Source organism: Candidatus Nitrospira allomarina, assembly GCF_032050975.1.
Taxonomy (GTDB): Bacteria; Nitrospirota; Nitrospiria; order Nitrospirales; family UBA8639; genus Nitrospira_E; species Nitrospira_E allomarina.
In genome coordinates, this window is the sequence record NZ_CP116967.1 from 540,832 (window position 1) to 562,933 (window position 22,102).

At 49.3% G+C, this 22,102-nt stretch carries 20 protein-coding genes and 1 tRNA gene; 11 read left to right on the forward strand and 10 right to left on the reverse strand.

The window, feature by feature from the left end; translation table 11 throughout:
• Positions 1-11 precede the first annotated feature (11 nt).
• Both PP769_RS02285 and PP769_RS02290 read left to right on the forward strand, forming a co-directional pair.
• Positions 12-704: a hypothetical protein gene (locus tag PP769_RS02285; RefSeq protein ID WP_312644683.1), complete on the forward strand. Its 693-nt coding sequence runs from the start codon at positions 12-14 to the stop codon at positions 702-704.
• Between the two features lie 382 nt (positions 705-1,086).
• Positions 1,087-2,157, forward strand: a complete 1,071-nt coding sequence (locus PP769_RS02290) for a saccharopine dehydrogenase family protein (protein ID WP_312644685.1) — start codon at positions 1,087-1,089, stop codon at positions 2,155-2,157.
• A gap of 402 nt (positions 2,158-2,559) precedes the next feature.
• Here the strand turns inward: PP769_RS02290 and PP769_RS02295 are convergent, their stop codons facing one another.
• Complete coding sequence (locus tag PP769_RS02295) at positions 2,560-5,826, reverse strand: adenylate/guanylate cyclase domain-containing protein (protein ID WP_312644687.1); 3,267 nt, start codon at positions 5,824-5,826, stop codon at positions 2,560-2,562.
• A gap of 647 nt (positions 5,827-6,473) precedes the next feature.
• On the opposite strand from PP769_RS02295, the gene PP769_RS02300 reads away from it, so the two are divergent.
• Positions 6,474-7,103, forward strand: a complete 630-nt coding sequence (locus tag PP769_RS02300) for a hypothetical protein (protein ID WP_312644689.1) — start codon at positions 6,474-6,476, stop codon at positions 7,101-7,103.
• An 821-nt stretch (positions 7,104-7,924) separates the two neighbouring features.
• Here the strand turns inward: PP769_RS02300 and PP769_RS02305 are convergent.
• From PP769_RS02305 to PP769_RS02340, 8 genes are all read right to left on the reverse strand, one after another.
• Positions 7,925-8,000, reverse strand: a tRNA-Asn gene (locus PP769_RS02305).
• Positions 8,001-8,104: 104 nt separating this feature from the next.
• Complete coding sequence (locus PP769_RS02310) at positions 8,105-8,368, reverse strand: hypothetical protein (RefSeq protein WP_312644692.1); 264 nt, start codon at positions 8,366-8,368, stop codon at positions 8,105-8,107.
• 116 nt (positions 8,369-8,484) lie between these two features.
• Complete coding sequence (locus tag PP769_RS02315; protein ID WP_312644694.1) at positions 8,485-8,763, reverse strand: pyruvate ferredoxin oxidoreductase; 279 nt, start codon at positions 8,761-8,763, stop codon at positions 8,485-8,487.
• A 36-nt stretch (positions 8,764-8,799) separates the two neighbouring features.
• Entirely contained in the window at positions 8,800-9,504 is a 705-nt protein-coding gene (locus PP769_RS02320) for a 2-oxoacid:acceptor oxidoreductase family protein (RefSeq protein WP_312644697.1), read from the reverse strand.
• A gap of 29 nt (positions 9,505-9,533) precedes the next feature.
• Positions 9,534-10,442, reverse strand: coding sequence for a thiamine pyrophosphate-dependent enzyme (locus tag PP769_RS02325; RefSeq protein WP_312644699.1), 909 nt, complete (start codon positions 10,440-10,442; stop codon positions 9,534-9,536).
• A gap of 67 nt (positions 10,443-10,509) precedes the next feature.
• Positions 10,510-11,721 (reverse strand): transketolase C-terminal domain-containing protein, encoded by a 1,212-nt coding sequence (locus PP769_RS02330; RefSeq protein ID WP_312644701.1) that lies wholly within the window; start codon positions 11,719-11,721, stop codon positions 10,510-10,512.
• Positions 11,722-11,869: 148 nt separating this feature from the next.
• Entirely contained in the window at positions 11,870-12,490 is a 621-nt protein-coding gene (locus PP769_RS02335) for a carbon monoxide dehydrogenase beta subunit family protein (protein ID WP_312644703.1), read from the reverse strand.
• Between the two features lie 362 nt (positions 12,491-12,852).
• Complete coding sequence (locus PP769_RS02340) at positions 12,853-13,332, reverse strand: hypothetical protein (RefSeq protein WP_312644705.1); 480 nt, start codon at positions 13,330-13,332, stop codon at positions 12,853-12,855.
• Positions 13,333-13,431: 99 nt separating this feature from the next.
• On the opposite strand from PP769_RS02340, the gene PP769_RS02345 reads away from it, so the two are divergent.
• The 8 genes from PP769_RS02345 to PP769_RS02380 all read left to right on the forward strand — a co-directional run bounded on the left by PP769_RS02345 (position 13,432) and on the right by PP769_RS02380 (position 20,818).
• Positions 13,432-14,256: a 3'(2'),5'-bisphosphate nucleotidase CysQ family protein gene (locus tag PP769_RS02345; RefSeq protein ID WP_312644707.1), complete on the forward strand. Its 825-nt coding sequence runs from the start codon at positions 13,432-13,434 to the stop codon at positions 14,254-14,256.
• A gap of 79 nt (positions 14,257-14,335) precedes the next feature.
• Complete coding sequence (gene trmFO / locus PP769_RS02350) at positions 14,336-15,652, forward strand: methylenetetrahydrofolate--tRNA-(uracil(54)-C(5))-methyltransferase (FADH(2)-oxidizing) TrmFO (protein WP_312644709.1); 1,317 nt, start codon at positions 14,336-14,338, stop codon at positions 15,650-15,652.
• The gene (gene xerA / locus PP769_RS02355) at positions 15,652-16,599 is read left to right on the forward strand and encodes a site-specific tyrosine recombinase/integron integrase (protein WP_312644711.1); all 948 of its coding nucleotides are present in this window, start codon (positions 15,652-15,654) and stop codon (positions 16,597-16,599) included. Before trmFO ends, xerA begins: the two co-directional genes overlap by 1 nt.
• The gene (gene hslV / locus PP769_RS02360; protein ID WP_312644713.1) at positions 16,596-17,132 is read left to right on the forward strand and encodes an ATP-dependent protease subunit HslV; all 537 of its coding nucleotides are present in this window, start codon (positions 16,596-16,598) and stop codon (positions 17,130-17,132) included. The genes xerA and hslV overlap by 4 nt, the downstream gene beginning before the upstream one ends.
• A gap of 3 nt (positions 17,133-17,135) precedes the next feature.
• The gene (gene hslU / locus PP769_RS02365; RefSeq protein WP_312644715.1) at positions 17,136-18,539 is read left to right on the forward strand and encodes an ATP-dependent protease ATPase subunit HslU; all 1,404 of its coding nucleotides are present in this window, start codon (positions 17,136-17,138) and stop codon (positions 18,537-18,539) included.
• A gap of 84 nt (positions 18,540-18,623) precedes the next feature.
• A complete protein-coding gene (gene argB / locus PP769_RS02370) occupies positions 18,624-19,517 on the forward strand; it encodes an acetylglutamate kinase (protein ID WP_312644718.1) in 894 nt (297 codons plus the stop codon).
• 5 nt (positions 19,518-19,522) lie between these two features.
• Positions 19,523-20,176 carry an isochorismatase family protein gene (locus PP769_RS02375; RefSeq protein WP_312644720.1) on the forward strand — a complete coding sequence of 218 codons (654 nt, stop codon included), beginning with the start codon at positions 19,523-19,525 and terminating at the stop codon, positions 20,174-20,176.
• A gap of 174 nt (positions 20,177-20,350) precedes the next feature.
• Positions 20,351-20,818: a helix-turn-helix domain-containing protein gene (locus PP769_RS02380; RefSeq protein ID WP_312644723.1), complete on the forward strand. Its 468-nt coding sequence runs from the start codon at positions 20,351-20,353 to the stop codon at positions 20,816-20,818.
• A gap of 314 nt (positions 20,819-21,132) precedes the next feature.
• Here PP769_RS02380 and PP769_RS02385 read toward each other — a convergent pair whose 3' ends face one another.
• The gene (locus PP769_RS02385; protein ID WP_312644725.1) at positions 21,133-21,960 is read right to left on the reverse strand and encodes a sensor histidine kinase; all 828 of its coding nucleotides are present in this window, start codon (positions 21,958-21,960) and stop codon (positions 21,133-21,135) included.
• Between the last annotated feature and the right edge of the window lie 142 nt (positions 21,961-22,102).

Sequence of the window (22,102 nt, forward strand, 5' to 3'; positions counted from 1 at the left end):
AGGAGAACGTTATGAGGTGGAACAGGACACAACGTGACAAAGACAAGGTCAAGGAGGGTGAAAGTGACGAGGCAATTCAGACTGGAAAGATTGCAAAGGTGGTCCCAGATGGGGTCATGGAGGCTGAGAGGATTGGGAAGCCTAAGAAGATTGAGAAGAAACCCAGAAGAGTTGAGGACCTGACAGATCCCCGGATTCTACTTCGAAGTTTTGTCGAGATTCAGGGAAAAACCGTAAAGCTGGAAAATTTTAGTAAGGCTATTAACGCTCTTCGAACCGGGCTTCAAGACTTGGGACTTCCCCCTAAACCCCTTCAAGCTGGGGCCGGGAGGAAAGAAAAGTCGGTTTTGAAGAATGACAAGATGATAGTGAAGGCTTTTCTAGATTTACAAAGGGATTTCATGGAGGCTGAGAGGATTGGGAAGCCTAAGAAGATTGAGAAGAAACCCAGAAGAGTTGAGGACCTGACAGATCCCCGGATTCTACTTCGAAGTTTTGTCGAGATTCAGGGAAAAACCGTAAAGCTGGAAAATTTTAGTAAGGCTATTAACGCTCTTCGAACCGGGCTTCAAGACTTGGGACTTCCCCCCCAACCCCTCCAAGTTGGTGCCGAGAAGGAGGAAGATAAAAAATTATTGGTGGAAATAAGAGGTCAAGGAGGAACAAAAAATGACCAGGAAATATTAAGCCAGCAAAAGCTGTAATACAGGGCATCGGACTTGAAGATGAGGGACCAAGAAGGCTTCCCTGCAAACTGAAGTAGATCCAAGAGCCACCCAAAGTTCTCAAGATAGATTTCTAAAGAATTAGGAGATATATGTTCACCCATTTGCCCTTCCCACAGGCCCAGAATCCCGATTTCTGCCAAGGCAAAACTTCCACCAAGGCCCTACAAGCGAATCTGATGTCATTTCATTAAAAAGCCGCTATTAGTGAAGGACACGTACTTATTTTTCGATGATCACAAAAAATCATCAGACCTATCAATATCTTCCCACGATCACGCAAGACCGTGCCTTGCGTGGAACACAACCCTCGAGGTCAATCGAACCGGCTGACCTCCCTGTCCGAACAGTTCGTTGAGCCATGGCTGGTCGTTTACTGATTTACGGTGCCAATGGATTTACTGGTCAGCTCATTGCGGCCCGTGCCAAAAACTTGGGATACGATGTAGTCCTTGCCGGTCGCAGCACGGACCGACTGAAATCTTTGGCACAATTACTGGAATTGCCATGGAGGGTTTTTGGGCTTGATGATCCGCAACACCTTGATGAAGCCCTGGTAGACGTGGATGCCGTCCTGCACCTCGCCGGCCCGTTTAACGTGACCGCCATACCCATGCTGAAAGCATGCCTGCGCAAAGTCACACACTATCTCGATGTCACTGGGGAGTTGGGGGTTTTCCAGGCCCTGCATCGTTTCGATGACGAGGCCCGTTCCCGGGGAATCATGATTATGCCTGGCGTAGGTTTCGTCCTGCTCGCATCAGACTGTCTGGCGGCTCATGTCGCGTCCAAACTACCTGAGGCACAGTACTTAAGACTTGGGTTCTCACATCCGAAATTTTTTTCCCGCGGAACCCTCCGAACCATGCTTGGTCTGGTGCGTGAGCAAGTCAGCATCCGGCGTGAAGGGCGTCTGACTTCGGTGCCGGTTGGCCGTTTGGAGCGAAAATTCGATTACGGAGAGGGTCAGCGAGTCAGCACGGCGGTGAATTGGGCCGACGTTTACACAGCCTACTACACTACCGGTATCCCCAACATTGAAGTTTATGCGGAGGCACCATTCATGGAACGCGGTCTCTACAAAATTGGCGCCTGGTTTGCCGAACCGATGCGACTAGCATCCTGGCAGGGGATAATTGATTTCCAGACGAGGTTTTGGCCTGAGGGTCCCTCCTCTTCGGCGCGGGCGGGTGCGAAACGTGTGATTGTGGCTGAGGCCGAGGACCGGTGGCGCAGACAGATTCGCAGCAGACTGTACACTCCGGACGGCTACGATTTCACGGCAGTCTCGGCTTTAGAGATTGGGCAACGCGTCCTCAAAGGGGAATACCAGCCAGGTTATCAGACTCCAGCCAGCGTGTACGGGCCAGACTTTGTACTTTCAATGGATGGGGTAAATCGGGAGGATCTCATTGAGAATTCGTGGGCATGACCATCGGCATGTCCCAAGAAACTGTTCTTCCTATTCCCCAAACCAAAAGAAAACCTGCAATTTCCGTTTACCGATGGCATCCCACAGAAGCCGGTTCGCCGTTTTCGACTTAAACTGGACACTGAATGGTATAACGTGGCAAAAAACCTACGATTGGCATCTCACTTTTTTGGATGAGCTAAGAAGAGACTTCTGGCAAAATTAAATTTCACTAGATTCCGGTAAGCTCAAGGCTTATTGTCTTTCTCCAGCATTTCAATAGTTATACTGTTTCCACATTCGGTTTCCCAAAAAATGGGTTGAGGCTATTCCTTTTTACGACAAGCTTTATTTTCGCATAGAGTGGGCAAAGAGTTCCTGAATTCGCAAAAGGTTATAGTGTTCGGGATCAGAGAGCAACGGCTAAGACAGGCCGCGGCCTCCGTCTAGCAACGCGCGCGCTTCCTGAAGGTCTGGAATGTCAAGCGCGTCCGGAGGTAACGACTTAAAAGCTGCCTTCAGCACGGCGAAGGAGGGCTCAGGCCGGCCTTTTCCCAAACATAGCACATGGAGTCTGAGAGCCGCTTGCAGCTCTAACAGCTTTGCTCCCTGAACACGGGCGATCTCGACGGCGCGGCTGAAATCATCCTCGGCGCCCCCCGCTGTAGATGTTCCTCTGAGTCCCAACAGTTCTCCCCGCATACGATAGAGTACCGACTCATACCAGTGTTCGTCATGCCGCATGGCATGGTCTATGGCTTTCTCGACTGTATTGAGAGCATCTTCGACCCTTCCCGCCGCCCGATAGACATCAGCGAGTCCGCCCAAAAAATAAGATGTCGCAATCTCTCCGCCCCCTGCCTGCCACGCCGCCAGCGTGTCGGTCAGCTGGTCGATGGCTTTTTTCCCACCGCCCTGTCTCCCCATCGCAATAGCTCGTTGCATGGTGCCCCAGCTAAGCCATGCGAAGAAATCGTGCCGTTGCGAGATGTCAATGGTAACCTCGGCGTGACGCCCTGCACTCCCGAACTCACACCGGAGGTTGTGAAACATGGCAGCGAAACAGTGCGCATACGCAATATCGAAGGGCCGATTGAGTTCCTCTGCCAGCTCGATGGCTTCCTGATTGCATCGACTCCCTTCTGAGTAATCGCCCAACATCCACCGGTTAAGTGCCAGGAGGCACAAACTGGCCACGCCCGGTTCCTGTGGAGTCGGATACTTCAGTCGCTTTCCATTACAGGAACGGTACTCTTTCATAGCTTTGTCAAGGAGTGCAGTTCCTTTCTCCAGGTCTCCCATGTAGGTTAGGACGTACCCAAGAATGGTATACCCCTCAATCAGATAGTCGTCCCGATGCGTTTCCTGCCCCAGGCGCAGACATTCCTCGGCAAGTTCCCTGGCGTTGTTCAGATCATCACGGACAATGTAAAACGAGCACAAATTTCTGAGCACTGGATACAACTCTGCGTTGTTGCCAAGAAGGAAACACAGCTCTCTGGCACGCTGATAGGCCTCCCCCACCCGTGGAACGGCGTATCCGTCGGAGGCAGTTATGCTCAATCCAAGCTGGAGGCGTAGCTCTAGCTCTAAAGAAATGCGTAATAGGTCTTCGGGGAGCTGAGGGAGGAGGTCGAGGCCGGCTGTGAAGTGTCCAGTGGCTTCCTTGTTAGCCAAACGCTCCATTGCCCGGCTGCCCGCTTTCTTCCAATAGGTCGCAGCCTGTCTGGCACAGCCGGCGGACGAAAAGTGCTGGGCCAAGAGCTCTGGTTGGTTCTCGGCCACTTCCGGGAAGCGTTCAACTAATACGCGGGCAATTCGTTCGTGATGCCGCACCCGTGTGCTCTGGAGCAATGAGTTATACGCCGTTTCCTGGATTAGGGCGTGCCTGAAACTGTAGGTCGCCAGCGGCGGTACCCCGTCTCGCGTGACTAAGTTGGACTCAATGAGCCGCGCCAGGTCACGTTCCATATCCATAGCGCTCCTCTCCACCAGGCTTTGGAGGACGTCGTGGCGGAAATCACGCCCGATGGTTGCCCCGAGTTGTGCCAAGGTCTTTGCGGAGCCCAGTCGATCCAACCGCGCCATGAGTGAATCTTGTACGGTAGTCGGGATCGCTCGTGCGGGGAGCGGTCCACTAAGTTCGTATGATCCGTCGACCGGCTTCAAGAACCCTGACTCCAGGATCGTCTTGGTTAACTCTTCCACAAACAATGGCACGCCGTCTGTGCGCTTCACCATCTCCTGAAGAACTTCGTCCGGTAGAGTCCGTCCGTGAGCCACATGGGTCGCCAACTCAACAGTCTGCTCCTGGGTCAACCGGGTCAAATCCAGCGAATGCAGGCCTTCATTGGCTGGCCATTTGGCTTGGAACTCAGGCCTATACGTTAAGAGCATAAGCATCCGGGGCAATCTCTGCTGATTCATGAGGTGGTCGAGTAGCTCCAAACTGGATGGGTCTATCCAATGTAAATCTTCAACAATAAACAGTACGGGTGCTGTCTCTGTACTTCGCAACAGCCATGTCGTCAACGTTTCCAAGGTAAGCTGCCGTGCGCGAAGGGGAGTCACGTTTCGCGGAGTGTACCCGACATCAGGCGTCAGCGAGACCAGTGGCGCCAACAATGGGATCGCGTCCTCCGGGACTAACCCAAGGCCCTCCATTGCCTTGCGGAGTTTGGATAATTTCTCCTGGGGTGAATCTTCTCGTTTGAAGCCAATGGTCCGCCGGAGCAAGTGTGAGAGTGGGGCAAATGCAGTGTGTTGATCGTAGGCTAAACAGTAGCACTCCAGCAATGAAAATGTTTCACCTGCCAGATGGCATTTTAATACTTCAATCAAGCGCGATTTACCAATGCCAGGCTCTCCACGAACGAGGACCACCTGTCCGTTCCCGGAACAGGTCCTTTGCCAACATTCCCAAAGAAAGTTCGCTTCCTTGTCTCTGCCAACCAGAGGCACGATCCCGAGCGTTGCGGCGGCTTGCATTCGTGTTTGGACTTCTGTCTCGCCTTCAACCCGGTACAATTGCACCTGACGGGCCAGGCCTTTGAGACTATGGGTTCCCAGGCCCTGGCAGGTAAAGTAGGGTTCTACCAGCCGATGAGTTGCGGCAGTCATCACGATGGTATCGGGATCTGCCAGAGTCTGGACCCGTGCCGCAATGTTGAGTGTCTCACCCACTGCCATTTCATCGTGCCCAACAATCACTTCGCCGGTGTCGATTCCCATCCTTACGGACAATTCAAGGGCACCTTCTTTCTGGAATCCGAACTTCAATTTTTTCACTTCCATCCGAATAGCCAAGGCTGTTCGAATGGCACGCTGCGCATCGTCTTCCTGGGCATGCGGGTGGCCAAAATATACCAAGACCCCATCCCCAAGGTAATGCGCCACATGCCCTTCATTGCGATCAACTATTTCCCTGCACCTTTCATAGTAGGCACGCAAAACAAGATCCCATTCTTCCGTACCTAGGCGCTCGGCAAGCGTAGTTGACCCAACCAGGTCACAGAATAGCACCGTCAGCTGGCGACGCTCGGCAAGACGGTTACCGCAACTCCGGCAAAACTGCCCTTGAGGTGAATTAGCTATCCCGCACGCTGCACAGCGGTTCTCCAGGCATACACCGCACTTAGAACAAACATCAAGATGGTCTGGATTATTGGTACTGCAAGAGTAACAGCGCATATTTTCGACCTACCAGCTCAATTGAGCTGAACGAATGGTCTGGGGACCGTGACCCTGGTTTACGATGAGGCGTCCTTTTTGAATGGGATTTACACACCATGCGCTACGACTCCAGAAAATCTGGTCGGTATAATTGGTAGAAGATAAGAGACGGGAGAAGCCACGAGCCGCATTGAAGGGCCCCCCATACCTCAAGGTTAATTTGCTAAGGATCTGGTGGATAAATTTTAAACAATCAGTCTAATAAGTGCTACCAGAAAAAAAGTGCAGTTTTTGAGGGAGTTGTTTGATACAAGTCTCCTGAGAAAACGTACTATTTCAAATGAAACCCTAATTGGATATCGAGCATGATTCATATTGGGATATACCAGGATCGCATGGGAATGTATGCCGTATGGTACGCCGGCACTGTAAATTTGCAATAGACCGCGGCACGGGGGGCTTTGAGAGGTCCTGCCGGAAACACTGCTTGACAACTGTGGATGATTAGCTCAGGATTTCTCTAGAAAAATAAATATCTGTCCAAAACCGCTTTCATGTTTTGGATCTTTGAGACCCTAGGTAGGACGGTGTTTTCCAGTGAACCCCCACGCGTCCCTCTAGCTTGAGAGGTTTAACCAAAATATCTCTTTTGAGAGGAGAATGCCATGGAAACCGAACTAAAGGAGAGTTCATTTTCGGAAAGCTTTCAATGTGCGCTCAACCGATGTTGCGATGCGCAAGTCGAATGCACAACACAAATGACTAAGGTTACGTGCGAGTTATGGTCCAAAGCGATGGCTTGTTATGTTGCTGGGGTGACAAGGGGTCTTGGAGGCTTGGTAAATTGCTATATTGCCGGAGTGGAATGTTTTTATAAAACCTTAGAAGACGTGGCAGAAGAACTCTGCGATAAGATGAATTGTAAAATCCGCCCGGAAGATCCGGATGATAGGAAGGTAAAAGTAGCCAAAACGGAATTTTATATGGCATTGGAAAAGGCTTTTGAACCATTTTTTAAAATCGTGGAGGCCCACGCCGAAAACTGGGGCAAGGAACATGGGAAATTATCCCAAGCTGAGTTTTATAAAACCTTGGAGGGCTGCCTTGAACCACTGGGCCAAATTAAGCCAGCTGAGTTTTCTAAGTTCTTGGAGATCATGACCGATAATCAGGGGGAATTTAAGACAAAAATAAAAAAAGCTGTGGCAAGTCAAACTTTATCCATGAAGCCTAACAAGGCTAAAAAGAAAGGCACAGTCAAAAAGAAGGTACAAACTAAGAAGATGGTCACTTAGAAAACATGCCACCTAGTGAAAATCCCGATGAACCGCATGATGATAGCCTTAGATAGTCAATTCGTTTCTCCATAATAAACGAATCTTTGGTTAAAGTGGAATATGGGTTTAAGTTGTCATGGAGCGCTCAGTGTCAATTTATCTGTAATTGGCGTATGCATTGCATCGGTTTAAATCAGCAGAACAAGCTGGAAATGTGAAAGAAGGGATCCCGCGGCATGCTGCAGGCAATTGGTGTGATTCACAAGACATACTCCCAACCAGAATGCTGAGTCTCTTCGATGAAAATGAGAATGTCATGGGCATTTAGTGGATAGAGTTCTGTCATGATGGGGACGGCCTATTGCACCGTGTCTTTTCCGTGTTCTTCTTTGATCAAACCGAAAGGGTTCTTTTGTGCCTGATGTACTTTCACCCCTACCCTGAAATCAAAAACAAGGCAGAATAGTTTCATGAACGACAGGCTCTGAAGAAAGCTGCCGGCCACGGCAAGAGCCTTCTGACTCCGATTTGACAAACCAGTCCCAAATGAGATCCGAGGGTAGATATGTCTGTTGGTCACGTTGAGTTCGTCGCATATAGGTCAAATACGGATGGCATTTGAAGGGAAAGGCGTACAATGAGGTCGAATGGTCTTCAGAGGAAATGGAGACTCCAATAATGGACTCACTAAATAATCTCATTCTGCAACAAAAAAATTTACACAATAAATTCACCTCCATCAGTTTCAAAATAACTTGCATCGGCTGGCCATTGAATATGCTGAACGACAAAGAAAAGCCCTTTGCAATAAGGAGCTTGCAATAGGGCTTTATTGATTGTGGCTCCTCGGGCAGGACTCGAACCTGCGACCATTCGGTTAACAGCCGAACGCTCTACCAACTGAGCTACCGAGGAACGAATATTTATTAGGTACGAATCTTCTCTTCCAAAAGATGATCATAGCGTGACGGCCGGATTTCTTCAAGAACCGATGGACCCTTTTAAGGATTTTTTATGCCTTAGAACTGAAAATCGGCAGAATCCTCTTCACCCTCATCCGCCTCCGACGCACCACCCTCGGATAACTTCACATAGTGGCGGGCCCAGGACAAATATATATTGGCGCTGTCTTTCATCGCATCGGTACCTTTGATAAGTTTACCGACAACTTCCTGATCTCCCCCACTGATTTCAATCTCTCGTGCTTTTGTTTCTAACGCATGATGAAAATTTTCCATCTGTTCCGTCAACGTCCGCACTTGTTGATTTAAATCGGTACTCATTTAATCTTACCCCTACATCCTGTGCATCCATTAATGGATGACGGTTCGGCAAACAAATAAAAAAGCCCTACGACCAATCACAATACGGAGATCGTAGGGCTTTTCGTCTTTTTGAATTATCCCTGATAGGCTTGACCCAACTCCGCAGCTTCTCCAGCCTTATCCATTAAGGTCCCATCTGAATTCACGGCGACCATTTCAATCGCTTCGTGTTTAGCGGCGTCACATACGACTTTACACAGCTCACAACCCTTGCACCGCTCGATATGCACTTCGGCTATCATTTTGTCTGAATTGAGATCCAAACAATTGGCTTCCGGACAATACATGATACAAAGCCGACAGCCTTTTTTCGCCACACATTTCTCATCTGTCACTTGGGCAACATTATACATCTATCTATCTCTTTCCTTCGCTGAGGTTCTCGGTATTTATGCGGCCGTGGCTTCTCCGACCATCAATTCCACGTTGTTTTTCTCTGCCCATTCTGCTGCTATTTCATAGGATCGGGCTACCGTATCGAGATTCTTTTTTAACAACATTTCTTTTTTCGCAAACTTCTTCTTAATGGCTTCGTCCAGAGTTGCCGTACCACCGGAGGCCACGAATTTTTTCCCAAATCGTTCCTGTAAAGCCAGGTCCAATCCATTCATGGAGACACACTTGGTGATCCCGGCTACGGAACCAATCATGGTCATGTTCGTTGCCAATTCGGTCCCGGCGATTTCTAAGGCAATATTCGTCCCTGGAATATTGAAGACCGCTACATTCAGATCTTTGAGTCGTTTCACGTCTTCATCGGACAAGAGAGGCATGTCAGTGTTGATGATTACAAGCCCACCCTCTTTAATCCCTGAATAAAATGGCATCGTATAACTCTTCCCCATCGTAATGACTTGAGGATGAAACACTTGGATCACATCTGGAAACACAAGCTCGCCTCTATCGTAAATTTTTCGGAGTCCGATTCGACAATAACTTTCGGCCGGAGCCATACGCTTTTCGGCCCCAAAAAATGGATTCGAAATGGCAAACTTTCCATCTTTCGCTGCAGCCATAGCCATAACATGAGCCGCAGTCACGGCACCCTGCCCTCCCAGACCTGACATTCGGATATTGATTCTACGTATAATCATGGATTAGCTCCTCTCACATGTCTCTCCGTTTATGCCGTTTGGCCGGCGAGTTGCTTTTTGGCTTCAGCTTTTCGTTCTTTTTCCTTCGCAGCCAATTCGGCCAATAATTCCTTAGCCGGTTCGCTTACATACTCTTTATAGGCAAACCGTTCCGTTGGCTTTTCAGAATCACGCATTTCCTGCAAGCCTTCCATGCTGTTTTTCCCAATTTCCAAAATACATGGCGTATACAATTGGAGATAAGTCGGTCCAATTTCCCGCGCAATATGCACAGCATTTTTTATCACTTTTTCAATGAGATTTGGTTTGCTGACCGTGCAATTCACCACATAGTGGCAGCCGGACTCCCTGGCAATTTCTGGAAGGCGAACTTTTTCAAAGGTTTTGCCTACTGGGGCCATCTTGGCAACAAAACCCTTTTGCATAAGCCCACTCTCTTGACCACCTGTATTGGCATACAGCTCGTTATCGAAACAAATGGTGGTAAATTTTTCCTGGCGGAACCAGGCCTGCAAGGTCATGTCTAAGCCAATATCTACCGTAGCCCCGTCGCCTGCTAACACCACGACGTCTTTATGACGATCAGGAAAACGAACCGTCAACGCCCGTTTTAACCCTGACGCAATAGCATTTTGATTGCCGAACAATGAATGAATATTGTGTACCGCCACATGTGGAAATACCAAGCTGGTACATCCGGTTGAGCCCACCATGACAGTATCCTCTGGATTCGGCAAAGACGCGAGGATATAACGAAAGGCCATGGACTCCGGACATCCGGCGCAAAGAGAGTGCTCTTCAATGAGTTCCTTCGCGTTACCGATATCTTTCCATCCTCGTTGTTCATTCCCATACGTCGCCCGTTTGACCAGATCCTGGTACTCAGCGGGCATGATGTCAAACAACTCTTCTGCGATTTTTATTCGTTCTTTACTCATGAGTTTCTCCTTATAATCGTGATCTGCTTGAAAGCCACACTTTCACCGAGTGCTTACCGTTGTTGCATCAACCCCCACGCCCAGCCAACGAAGGTGCCTTGACTCCTAATACAGTTTTGATTTCCGCGGCGATGATTTCAGGCGGCATGGTCATTCCGCCACACACATGGGGACCCGCATGAACCCGTTCATTATTGGGAACCGTTGCGCTCACTTCACGGGCTAACCATCCAATGACATTAAATTCAGGAATAATAATGTGCTTGGCATGCTTGGTGGCCTCCCTGATCTCCTCTCCAGGCCATGGCCGCAAGGTTTTAACCTTCACCAAACCGACTCTAATCCCTTCCTCTTCTAATATCGCGATGGCCTCACGGCTTTGCGAAACCGCGGTTCCAGAGGCCACCACAATCACATCCGCATCGGTATTTTCGGTGTCAATCAGTCCATCCATCCAACGGATGGTGTGCTTCCTCGACCGCTCAACAGCGGCCCATACCTCCTGCTGCCAGCTCGCATGGGTGGCATAACTAATATAGTTACTTTTCATTACAAAAGGATCTCGCATCATGCGAACAGGAGGACATTCCATATCCATACACGGAACCGGTGACCGGTAGGGATCGTACGGTGGCAAGCACATGTCCACGGGAGTCAGATCTACCATATCTTTCGTATGGGTCACAAAAAAGCCATCGCAGCACAAGGCCAGTGGAAGATGGACATCAGGTTCTTCCGATACCATGTAGCCCTTGAGGATCCAGTCATAAAAATCTTGGGCGGTTTCCGCATGCCACACCAGCATGCCTGTTTGCATTAAATATGAAATTTCTAGAGTATCCGGCTGAATGGAGAGGGGAGAGTTGATACCCCGACAGGTCACAATCATCTGAATAGGTAACCTTGCTCCAGCCCACATGGGGAAGTTTTCCATGGCACGCATGGTGCCTGGTCCGGCCGTGGTGGTAAATACTCTGGCGCCACCGAAAGCGGCACCCGCGCATTGAGACATGACGGCAAATTCGCTTTCCCCTCGGAAATAATCACCAATATAGCCTTCCGCAAAGAGCTCGCCGCACAAGGCAGCAGCTTCACTTTGAGGGGTAATGGGATACGCGACCATAATGTCACAGGAGGCTCGCCGTACGGCCTCTTTAATGACTTCACTTCCTGTAAAGAAAGACGGTGTTCTTGGCGCCTCATTCATCATGTGCCAAGGATCGGTATACACCTGCTCTTTTTTGTTTTTTTGTCCAATGAAAGAAGCTTGAGCGGCCATGATTTTGACCTCCTTTGTCTGCTTCAGGGTGAAAGACTTCCGATTGTCTTAAACGATGAAATGAAAATTTATAGATGAAAGTTTACTCAGAACAAGTCATTCATCTCTCATCTTTTTCATGTATGATGAAAAACCAGAACAATTACACTCAATTTTTCTCTGGAGGGGCGACTGATCCCTTCAATTTTTTCACCCAATCCGCCAGTCTGATTATCTTATCGGCTGTCGCATCACGAACGGATACCATCGCATCTTCATGGCCAGCCTGAGCACACATGGCAATCGTGTAGCAGTTCGTGCCACCACGAATGATCTTGAGAGAAAGATTGGCCTGATGGCAATGAACGCCCACAAACATGCAGGCATCAATTTTATTATGCCAGATAGTCAAATTTGGGTGGTTTGGATTTATTTCGATTTCAGGATTAATTTTAGGATATTTCGGTCTATAGTCCGGCATGGGAATCAACATGGCATGTTGGCAAGAGGAATCCACACATTCTTTGATGGTTTCATACAGATGACGGATTGCTTTGGCCTTCTTGGCGGCCTTGTCATTCCATGCCCAAAGAACCAATGGTCCAGGAAAAATCGTGGGCACTTTTGCCGAAAGAAACTGCCTGGCCGCCTCCTCCAACGCTTCCTCTTCGGAAACTATGCTACCATGAATATGTCCTTGTCCTGGATCGGGAAGCCTAATCCCCATTGAGGCCGCAGACGGTGGCAAAAAATGTTCGGGGCCCGGCATTACCCTATAAGAAGTTGTCATCGTACCCTCATGTCTCCCTTTAAAAAAAATTGGACAAATACTATCCGCTCCACTTACTTACTGTAAGAAGGCAATAAACAAATCTCAAGATCGAAAAAGACCCACCTGTCCAAAATATTGGACTTTTTGAGAATATATCTATGAGTCTTTTGCCCTATGAATCAAAATTTTCCTAAATAACCTAGCCTAGTATAAGAAGGCGCTATAAATATTGTCAATTTGAATAATGTTGATATCAGACGGAAAAATCGATTTCTTAAGGTGTGAGGCCTCATGGCTGTCAACCTTTTCATTGGTTTGAAATAGAAAAGACCTAGTAGAAAAAACGAGGAGAGAGAAAACCGACCGCAGTCAAACATGGTCTATCTGGCTCTGACTTTCAAAATGGCATACCGCCACCTCGCTTCTCCAATTATTTTTGGAATCGTGGGGAAAGGCATGGTCAGAGAAAAATCTCTCGCCTGGTTCGGAGGAATTTCCAAAGAGATCTCTGCGGCCTCTTGCCCAACGATTTCACATTCTGACACATGGCAGTCCTCAATCGTAGCCTGGATAGTTACAGATATTATGGTATAGATTTGAGCTGAATTTTCAAGCCTCCCGGTCACCACAAACGACCTGGAGTTCAGTCCGGGTCGAACTTCCATTTGAGAAAGTTGTGCCTGGCTTGGAGGAATCCGCTGAAATTCCAACTCCCGTTCCTGGGTATCCTGCCAAATAATGAACCCGATAACTCCAAACATCATTATCAGGATTATTCCCAGAAAACGACGCAATTTTGGCAAATACGTCGCCATGAAAATCATGATTAATATCAACAGAATAATGGCAATTGGAATCATAAATTTTTCAGGCAGTGGGTGGGAGAAAAACTCTTTTTCTTCTCTACATCTCTTAATCTTATCGGTTTCCTGAATCCCCTTCTTTCACCGGAGAAAGCCATGCCGGATTTTTCTCATGAAATTGAAATCGCCTCTTATCTGGCCCGGAAGGCAGGGCAGGTTATCATGAACATTTACCAAAATGATTTTGCGGTCATGTACAAAGGCATCGACGATCCCGTCACCAAGGCCGATCAAGAAGCCAATGCCCTTATCGTAGATGAATTACACACCCATTTCCCACAGGATTCGATCGTGGCGGAGGAAAGCCCCCTCCCCTCCCAATCTTTGACGACAGGCCGAGTCTGGTACATAGACCCCCTGGATGGAACGAAAGAGTTTATTGCACGCAACGGGGAGTTTTCTATCATGATCGGACTGACCATTGATGCTCGCAGCAAACTTGGCGTTGTCTACTGGCCTACCCGTGACCACCTCTATGCCGGCCTGACGGATCAAACGGCTTGGATGGAACACAATGGGGTCCGCCAAAAACTCTCAGCTCTCGTATCCAAATGCCCCACTAACCTCTCGCTAGTCACCTCTCGATCCCATCGATCCCCAGATCTTTCTATCATTCAACAATCATTGCCCATCCATAATGAACAACAGTTAGGAAGCGTGGGATTGAAAATTGGCCAGATTGCCCAAGGAAAAGCTGACCTCTACCTTGAACCGGGACCGTATACCAAGGCATGGGATGCCTGTGCGCCTGAAGCCATTTTGCGAGGAGCCGGCGGGTGTTTTACCGATATCCACGGGAAACTCATTCAATATGGACTGAATAATTTTCGCAATCTTCATGGGTTGGTCGGAAGTACTCCAGACATTCATCAACGTGTTATTCAAGCCTTGACGGGTCGGTGTTACTCGTGTGAAGGTTGACACCTTTTTCCGGCAATTCTTAGAATTCGTTCCTTAATACTGTCTCAGCGCCTTTGGCCACTATCACCCTCACACAATCATGAGAACAGACCTTGTTATTATCGGAGGCGGCCTGGCCGGATCGGAAGCGGCTTGGCAGGCGGCCAACTCTGGAGCCAGAGTAACCCTGTATGAAATGCGGCCTAAGGAAGAAACAGCCGCACATAAGACGGAACACCTGGCCGAGATTGTCTGCTCAAACTCTTTGGGGTCGAATGATCCTCTCAGTGCTCCTGGAATGTTGAAAGAGGAAATGCGGCAATTGGACTCCTTGATCATCCGAATTGCCGACGAGGTGCGGACCCCTGCAGGAACGGCATTAGCGGTGGATAGAGACCAATTTGCCTCCAAGGTGACCCGGGCATTAGCCGAACACCCGAATATCAAAATTCTTCGAGAAGAGATCCATGAAATTCCCGAAGATGCGCTGTGCATAATTGCCACCGGCCCTTTGACCTCACCAAAATTGTCCGAGGCTATCATCCAGTTCACTCAATCGAAAAACCTGTTTTTCTTCGACGCCATCTCACCAATCGTGGATGCGGATTCACTCAACACAGACCGGACCTTTATGGCGTCACGATATGAAAAGGGAACGGCGGATTACGTGAATTGTCCTATGGACGAAGAAACCTATAACGCTTTCTATAACGCATTGATCGAAGCTGAACGCGTCCAGCCAAAGTCTTTCGAGAACGTCCCGTATTTTGAAGGGTGCCTCCCGATTGAGGTCATGGCCGACCGTGGTCGCCAAACCTTATTGTTTGGTCCCCTCAAGCCTGTGGGATTAATTGATCCCAAAACCGGCCAACGACCCTATGCTGTGTTACAATTACGTCCAGAAAACGCTCATGGCTCCTGCTATAATCTGGTAGGGTTTCAAACCAAGCTCACCTACCCGGAACAACGCCGAATCTTCAGAATGATCCCTGGATTGGAGCAGGCAGAATTTTTGCGATGCGGAAGCATCCATCGAAATACGTACATTAATGCACCAATCCTCTTACAAAACACCTTGCAGGTGAAAAAACAGCCACGCATCTTTTTTGCTGGACAATTGGTTGGGGTAGAAGGTTATGTGGAAGCTGCAGCCAGTGGAGGGATAGCCGGAATCAATGCCGCTCGCATCCTATCAGGGCGTGCTCCAGTCACCCCACCGCCCTCAACCGCCCATGGAGCCCTACTCCATTACATTACGACTTGTGAGCCTAAGTACTTTCAACCAATTAACTCAAATTTTGGGCTATACCCGCCACTTGATACGCCGGTGCGAGACAAACAGAAAAAACGACAACTCATCCAAGAACGGGCCACTACCCATTTCAAAGCATGGATGACGCAATCCGAGCTTTCGTAATGTATCTTCAATTGGAACGGGGAGTTTCGCCTGAAACACGCCGAAGTTATCAGTCCGACCTCAAGCAATTCATGTCGCACATTCGAAACACGCTTTCCGGGAACGATCTTTCAGAGCCTGGTGTCATTGACTCACTCCATATTCGATCCTACCTCAAGAGCCTCAGCGATCAAGGGTTAAAAAAAACATCACTTGCCAGAAAACTGGCTTGCCTCAAAAGTTTTTTTCGTTTTTTGGTTGAAGACGGACGGATTTCCCGTAATCCAGCATCCACGGTTCGTTCTCCTCGACAAGGGACACGTCTTCCCACCGTCCTCACCAAGGACGAAGCCAACACCCTATTAGACTCGTCAGCATCCCAGCAATGGATTGAGTTGAGAAACCACGCCATTTTAGAAACTTTGTATGCAAGCGGGGCTCGGGTATCAGAATTAGTGGGGTTGAATTGGGCGGATGTGGATCTGGAATCCCGCTCGATCCGACTGCGGGGAAAAGGGAAGAAAGAGCGAATAGTGCCTATTGGCACAGTCGCTGCTGATGCCATCTTGGAATATCAACGTCATCCGCCCCACAAGAACAAGATTGTACAAACAGGAACATCGGCCCCATGGGCTTCCTACACAGGATCGCAACCTCTTTTTCTCAATGCTCGAGGAGGACGGTTGACCGCTCGAAGCGTGGAACGCATGATGAAGCAAGAGACCGAACACCGTTTCACTAAGACGGTCACTCCCCATACTCTACGACATTCCTTTGCCACCCACCTCCTCGATGAAGGAGCCGACCTGCGGGCAATCCAGGAACTCTTGGGCCATGCCTCGCTCGCCACAACCCAAAAATACACCCATGTGGCAACTGACCAACTCATGGCCGTTTATGACCGGGCACACCCCCGATCCGGCTCTTCTCATTCTATACCCCCAGAAGGAGACCCTCTCAAACAATGAAGATTCGATCCACGACGATTCTATGCGTACGCAAGGGGCCTACAGTGGCCATGGGCTGTGATGGCCAAGTCACCGTCGGCAGCACCATTATGAAAAGTAACGCCAAGAAACTCCGGAAAATGCATCAAGACAAAGTACTCACTGGCTTTGCCGGGGCCACCGCGGATGCGTTTACCTTATTCGAAAAATTCGACGCAAAGCTGGAAGAGTATCGAGGGAATCTGACCCGAGCCGCCGTTGAACTGGCGAAGGATTGGCGAACCGACCGGGTCCTTCGACGATTAGAAGCGCTTTTAGCGGTGGCCGACCGCGAGCATTCATTTCTTATTACCGGCACAGGTGATGTGGTCGAACCGGAAGACGGGATTTTGGCCATTGGATCAGGGGGACCTTACGCGTTATCTGCGGCTCGTGCCCTCCTGGCTCACACCGAACTGCAACCGTCACAGGTTGTCCAACAAAGCATGCAAATCGCCGCCGGAATCGACATTTATACCAACCATCACATTGTTATTGAGGAGTTATCGTCATAACGTATGGAACAAGGAACTTCACCAACACCCAAAAATCTGGACTCCCTCACCCCACGCCAAATCGTAGAGGAGTTAGACCGTTACGTCATTGGACAAGGGGACGCCAAGCGCATGGTCGCGATCGCCTTACGAAACCGCTGGCGGCGCCAACAGCTCAGCCCGGAACTCCGGGATGAAATCGTCCCGAAAAATATCATCATGATTGGCCCTACAGGGGTCGGAAAAACAGAGATTTCCCGACGAGTCTCAAAATTAGCAGATGCGCCGTTTATTAAAGTTGAGGCTTCCAAATTTACGGAGGTAGGGTACGTCGGGAGGGACGTAGAATCTCTGATTCGTGACCTCACCGATCTATCCATTAATATGGTCAAGACGGCCTATCTGGAAAAGGTTCAAAAAAAGGCTGAAGAAATGGCCGAAGAGCGGGTCTTGGATATGCTGCTTCCACCCTCGCCGTCGAGCCCCTCGTTTGAGAACACTGAGGAGTCATCAGCCGCTCCTACACAACAAAAACAGGATCAACAGGACTCCACCCGCTCAAAACTGCGACTCCAACTGCGCGAGGGCAAACTGGATAATCGGATGGTGGAAATAGAAATTAAAGAACGAGGAGGGCTTCCGGTTGGTATCATTTCCAATATCGGGGGAATGGAAGATCTTGAGCACAACCTCCGCGATATGCTCGGCGGCATGATGCCGGGAAAAAAGAAAAATCGCCGAATGAAAGTCTCAGAAGCCCTGAAATTCATGGCCCAGGAAGAAGCGCAAAAACTTATTGACATGGAAGAAGTCACCAAGGAGGCCATTACCCGCACAGAACAATCGGGCATTGTCTTTTTGGACGAAATTGACAAAATTGCCGGACGGGAGAAACACACAGGCCCCGACATTTCCCGGGAAGGGGTGCAACGGGACCTCCTCCCGATCGTGGAAGGATCGACGGTCAACACGAAGCATGGGCCGGTCAAGACAGATCATATTCTATTTATTGCCGCGGGAGCATTTCACGTGGCCAAACCCTCGGACTTAATTCCGGAATTACAAGGCCGGTTTCCTATCCGTGTAGAACTGGAGCCCCTCACGAAGGATGACCTCATTCGAATTTTAACCGAGCCCAAAAATGCCCTGGTCAAACAATATCACGCGTTACTGAGCACCGAAGGGATCGCGTTGGAATTTACCAAAGACGGGATCGAAGAAATTGCGGCAACTGCTGTGCAGGTGAATGACCGAACCGAAAACATCGGCGCACGACGGCTCTTCACCATCGTGGAACGGTTATTGGAAGATGTCTCGTTTGAAGCACAAGATCTTCAGGAAAAAGAGGTCGTGATTAACGCGAAGTATGTGCGGGATCACCTTCAAAGTATTGTAAAGGACGAAGACCTCAGCCGGTACATTCTTTAAAATCCACACATCTGTTACTATGGTCATATTTCCCTTTCGCCTTTGCCATTCACCCCGAAACCCTGGAACCCATGAGTAGGTTGCATGAACAAACTGATTAAAAAAGCGGACATCCTGATTGAAGCGCTTCCCTATATTCGGACCCTCGCCGGAAAAACCGTGGTCATCAAATACGGAGGGAGCGCAATGATCCACGAGGAACTTAAGGAAGGCTTCGCCGAAGATGTCGTCTTATTAAAATATGTCGGATTGCAACCAATTATCGTTCATGGCGGTGGGCCACAAATTAACGAAATATTGGATAAATTCGGCATTGAGGCAAAATTCCTGCATGGAGTTCGAGTTACGGATAAGCCTACCATGGAAGTGGTGGAAATGGTCCTCGGTGGAAAAATCAACAAGGAAATCGTGTCGTTGCTGAACCAGCATGGTGCTAAAGCCGTCGGACTCACCGGCAAGGATGGTCGCCTTCTGACCACGAAACCATTTAATCCGAAGAGCCTGATTCACACCTACAGCGGATCAACGGACGTGCTGCACCCTGAAGACTATGGCCTCGTCGGCCAGGTCAGCCATGTCGACACCACGTTACTGCATACGCTTCAAGAAGCGAATTTCATTCCGGTCATTGCGCCAATTGGGGTCGACGCCAAATGGGAAACGCACAACATCAATGCCGATCTGGTAGCAGGCAGCGTAGCTGCAGCGGTTCAAGCCGAAAAATTACTGGTCTTAAGCGATGTCAAAGGGATTCGTGATGCTAATAATCGGCACGTCTCTACCCTCTCCAGAAAAGACATGGAACGCATGGTCAAAAAGCAGGTCATCAGTGCAGGCATGCTTCCCAAAGTTCATGCCTGTTTAACCGCCCTTCAGGGTGGTGTCCGCAAGGCGCACATTATTGATGGACGGGTGCCTCATGCCGTGTTACTCGAGATTTTCACCGATAAAGGTATCGGGACAGAAATTGTGGCATAACGGACATGAAACTTTCCAAGCATTCCTCCCCATCGGATTCTTCACCTTTTCAAACCTCGACGGTTCCCCAACCCGATCAGCATTCCGCGCTCCTATTAGTCGACTTACAAAATGACTTTTTTCCGGGTGGGGCACTGGCCGTTCCCGAGGCAAACAGCCTCATTCCTCTCATCAACGCCTACATCAAACACTTCAGCCAGCAAGGCTGGCCCATACTGGCAACCAGAGATTGGCACCCGGCTAATCACAGCTCCTTCAGCGAACAACAGGGGCCTTGGCCGGTCCATGGAGTCCAAGGATCACGCGGAGCCCAATTTCATTCCGACTTGGTCCTTCCTCCAGGCATGATGGTCATTTCTAAAGGAACCGATCCGAAGAAAGATTCCAGATCCGGCTTTGATGGTACGAGTCTGGCCGACCGACTGGAAGATCTTAACGTCCAAACCTTGTATGTTCTGGGACTACCAACCGAATATTGCGTCAAGCACACGGTTCTCGATGGCTGTCAACGCGGGCTTCGAGTCGTCTTGCTCACTGATGCCACAAAAGGGAGAGACCTCCAACAAAATGTCTCTCCGAATGTCCTCCAAGAAATGACCGATGCAGGCGCCTATCTCGCAAATAGTCGCGATATCGGAATCCCCGCCTCTTTCCGCTGACCAGTTTCTGCCCCACTCCTTAAGTGCCCTACGGAGGGTGATTTCCTATGCTTCGACTCGGAAAAGTTGCGCGATCATCACATCCGCGGTTTTCCTGAACCTTTTTTTGATCTTTTAACCGATGGTGCACATTTATCCTCAAGAGTTGTATGGAGAAATCCGAGAAGTGGATTCATGAGACCAAAGGGTAGTGCAGCAAAACTAGAATCGAGACGCCGATTGGCTGCCAGTCTATTGGCCAGAGGCCGAGGCATTCGCGAGGTCGCACGAACGATCGGAGCAGCACCCTCGTCCGTCAAACGATGGAAAGATGCACTCGAACAAGGGGGGAAAAATGCCTTAAAATCTAAACCCCATACCGGTCGTCCATCCCGCCTTTCGCCCAAACAACGCCAACATCTCCTTCTTATGCTCAAACGAGGACCACAAGCCGCAAAGATGCGGAGCGATCATTGGACCTGTCGCCTGATTGGCCGGATGATTCGCCAATGCTTTGGGGTAAAGTATCATCCTGACCATGTGAGTCGGATTTTGCGAGGATTGGGTTGGAAAAATAAAATAAAAATCAGCCCGATTAAAAAAAACAGTAGGACGACCCAACCACGCCTTCGGCGCTTAGGCCAATCCCGCCGCCATCGATAAGAAATTTTCCATGGAGGTCACTTCGATCCGCCATGACCGAGAGGTCAGTTTCCACTTTTGACCAATCTTATTCTTGCTTCATTTTTCGATATTTTCTCAACTTTTCTTAGAAATCGTCCTTCCCCAGCCGTTCACCGTTCACACCCCGTTCAGCTCAGAGAACCTTCTATCTATTAAGCGATAAGGCCCTAAAGAAGGTTCCAGGCGCACACCGCGATTAACAACAGCTTCAAGAAACCATTTGAAGCAGGCCCGGGCCTCTGTCAAGCTGTCGGACTGAGTGCTGGGAAAAACAGGTCTTCACTTTCTTCGATTCATTTTTCTTTCCCTTCTCCCTCCTCGACAATAATCGCCCGAGGAAAGTACACCCGAAAGGTCGAGCCTTGCCCCGGAATTGAATCGACTTCAATGTTTCCTTGATGCCGGTCTATGATGCGACGCACAATGGCCAAACCCACCCCTTGACGGCCCTCCGGCTCCACGGCAGGATGGGAGAATCCCTCAAAAATTCCGGCATGATGGTCTCCCGCAATCCCGATTCCGTTATCCCCAACAGAATAGACCGACCAACCATGCCTCGTTTTACCGGAAATAATAATTTCTCCCGGACGTGCAGGATCGAGATATTTCTGGGCATTATCAATCAAAATCGAAAAAACTTGAGTCACTAACACCTCATCCCCCATACAATCCGGAAGATCCTCAATCCGCACAAGAACTTCCCTGCTCTTGAGTTTTTTCTCCATGGAAGTCACGATTCCCATCACAAGGTGATTCACGTCCAGGCCCTCCCACCGAAGGCCAATCTGCCCAAGCCGGATAAACTGAAGAAGTCCCGACGTGATACCACGCACATGATCCACCTCACCCTGAATACGCTGTACGGCCTCGGGAATATCTTTTGTGGAGAGAGGACGGAGTGGCTCCCGCGCATGTTCGTATAGCACCTCCTCCTCAAACAATGCATTCAGCCGACTGCATGCCATGGTGAGTGTCTGACAGACGTCCTGGATAGTTGTCAGTGAAGCAGGAAGGTCCTGGGAGATCACCTGTAACAACAGATCCACATCTGTGGAAGAAACCGGCTCAGATTTTCTTTTCCTCTGAAAAGAAAAATCTCCTGGTTGTTTGGGTGGCTCCATACGGGGTGACTCCTTTTCCGCCCGCCATCTCAGTCAGTTAGAAACCCGCCTGCCGGACCTAGACAGGACATATGCCAATGGAGAGAGATCTCCGTGTCCCTCTGAAAGCGTTGTCCCTGAAATTCTAAAAGTACCGGAACAA

Bases quoted from the DNA above. Each gene is read 5' to 3' on its own strand.
- xerA (WP_312644711.1), top strand. From the start codon at position 15,652: ATGTATCTTCAATTGGAACGGGGAGTTTCGCCTGAAACACGCCGAAGT.
- PP769_RS02335 (WP_312644703.1), bottom strand. From the start codon at position 12,490: ATGACAACTTCTTATAGGGTAATGCCGGGCCCCGAACATTTTTTGCCA.
- PP769_RS02300 (WP_312644689.1), top strand. From the start codon at position 6,474: ATGGAAACCGAACTAAAGGAGAGTTCATTTTCGGAAAGCTTTCAATGT.
- PP769_RS02385 (WP_312644725.1), bottom strand. From the start codon at position 21,960: ATGGAGCCACCCAAACAACCAGGAGATTTTTCTTTTCAGAGGAAAAGA.
- hslV (WP_312644713.1), top strand. From the start codon at position 16,596: ATGAAGATTCGATCCACGACGATTCTATGCGTACGCAAGGGGCCTACA.
- argB (WP_312644718.1), top strand. From the start codon at position 18,624: ATGAACAAACTGATTAAAAAAGCGGACATCCTGATTGAAGCGCTTCCC.
- PP769_RS02290 (WP_312644685.1), top strand. From the start codon at position 1,087: ATGGCTGGTCGTTTACTGATTTACGGTGCCAATGGATTTACTGGTCAG.
- PP769_RS02330 (WP_312644701.1), bottom strand. From the start codon at position 11,721: ATGGCCGCTCAAGCTTCTTTCATTGGACAAAAAAACAAAAAAGAGCAG.
- PP769_RS02375 (WP_312644720.1), top strand. From the start codon at position 19,523: ATGAAACTTTCCAAGCATTCCTCCCCATCGGATTCTTCACCTTTTCAA.
- PP769_RS02380 (WP_312644723.1), top strand. From the start codon at position 20,351: ATGAGACCAAAGGGTAGTGCAGCAAAACTAGAATCGAGACGCCGATTG.
- PP769_RS02340 (WP_312644705.1), bottom strand. From the start codon at position 13,332: ATGATTCCAATTGCCATTATTCTGTTGATATTAATCATGATTTTCATG.
- PP769_RS02295 (WP_312644687.1), bottom strand. From the start codon at position 5,826: ATGCGCTGTTACTCTTGCAGTACCAATAATCCAGACCATCTTGATGTT.
- PP769_RS02320 (WP_312644697.1), bottom strand. From the start codon at position 9,504: ATGATTATACGTAGAATCAATATCCGAATGTCAGGTCTGGGAGGGCAG.
- PP769_RS02325 (WP_312644699.1), bottom strand. From the start codon at position 10,442: ATGAGTAAAGAACGAATAAAAATCGCAGAAGAGTTGTTTGACATCATG.
- PP769_RS02345 (WP_312644707.1), top strand. From the start codon at position 13,432: ATGCCGGATTTTTCTCATGAAATTGAAATCGCCTCTTATCTGGCCCGG.
- trmFO (WP_312644709.1), top strand. From the start codon at position 14,336: ATGAGAACAGACCTTGTTATTATCGGAGGCGGCCTGGCCGGATCGGAA.
- PP769_RS02315 (WP_312644694.1), bottom strand. From the start codon at position 8,763: ATGTATAATGTTGCCCAAGTGACAGATGAGAAATGTGTGGCGAAAAAA.
- PP769_RS02310 (WP_312644692.1), bottom strand. From the start codon at position 8,368: ATGAGTACCGATTTAAATCAACAAGTGCGGACGTTGACGGAACAGATG.
- PP769_RS02285 (WP_312644683.1), top strand. From the start codon at position 12: ATGAGGTGGAACAGGACACAACGTGACAAAGACAAGGTCAAGGAGGGT.
- hslU (WP_312644715.1), top strand. From the start codon at position 17,136: ATGGAACAAGGAACTTCACCAACACCCAAAAATCTGGACTCCCTCACC.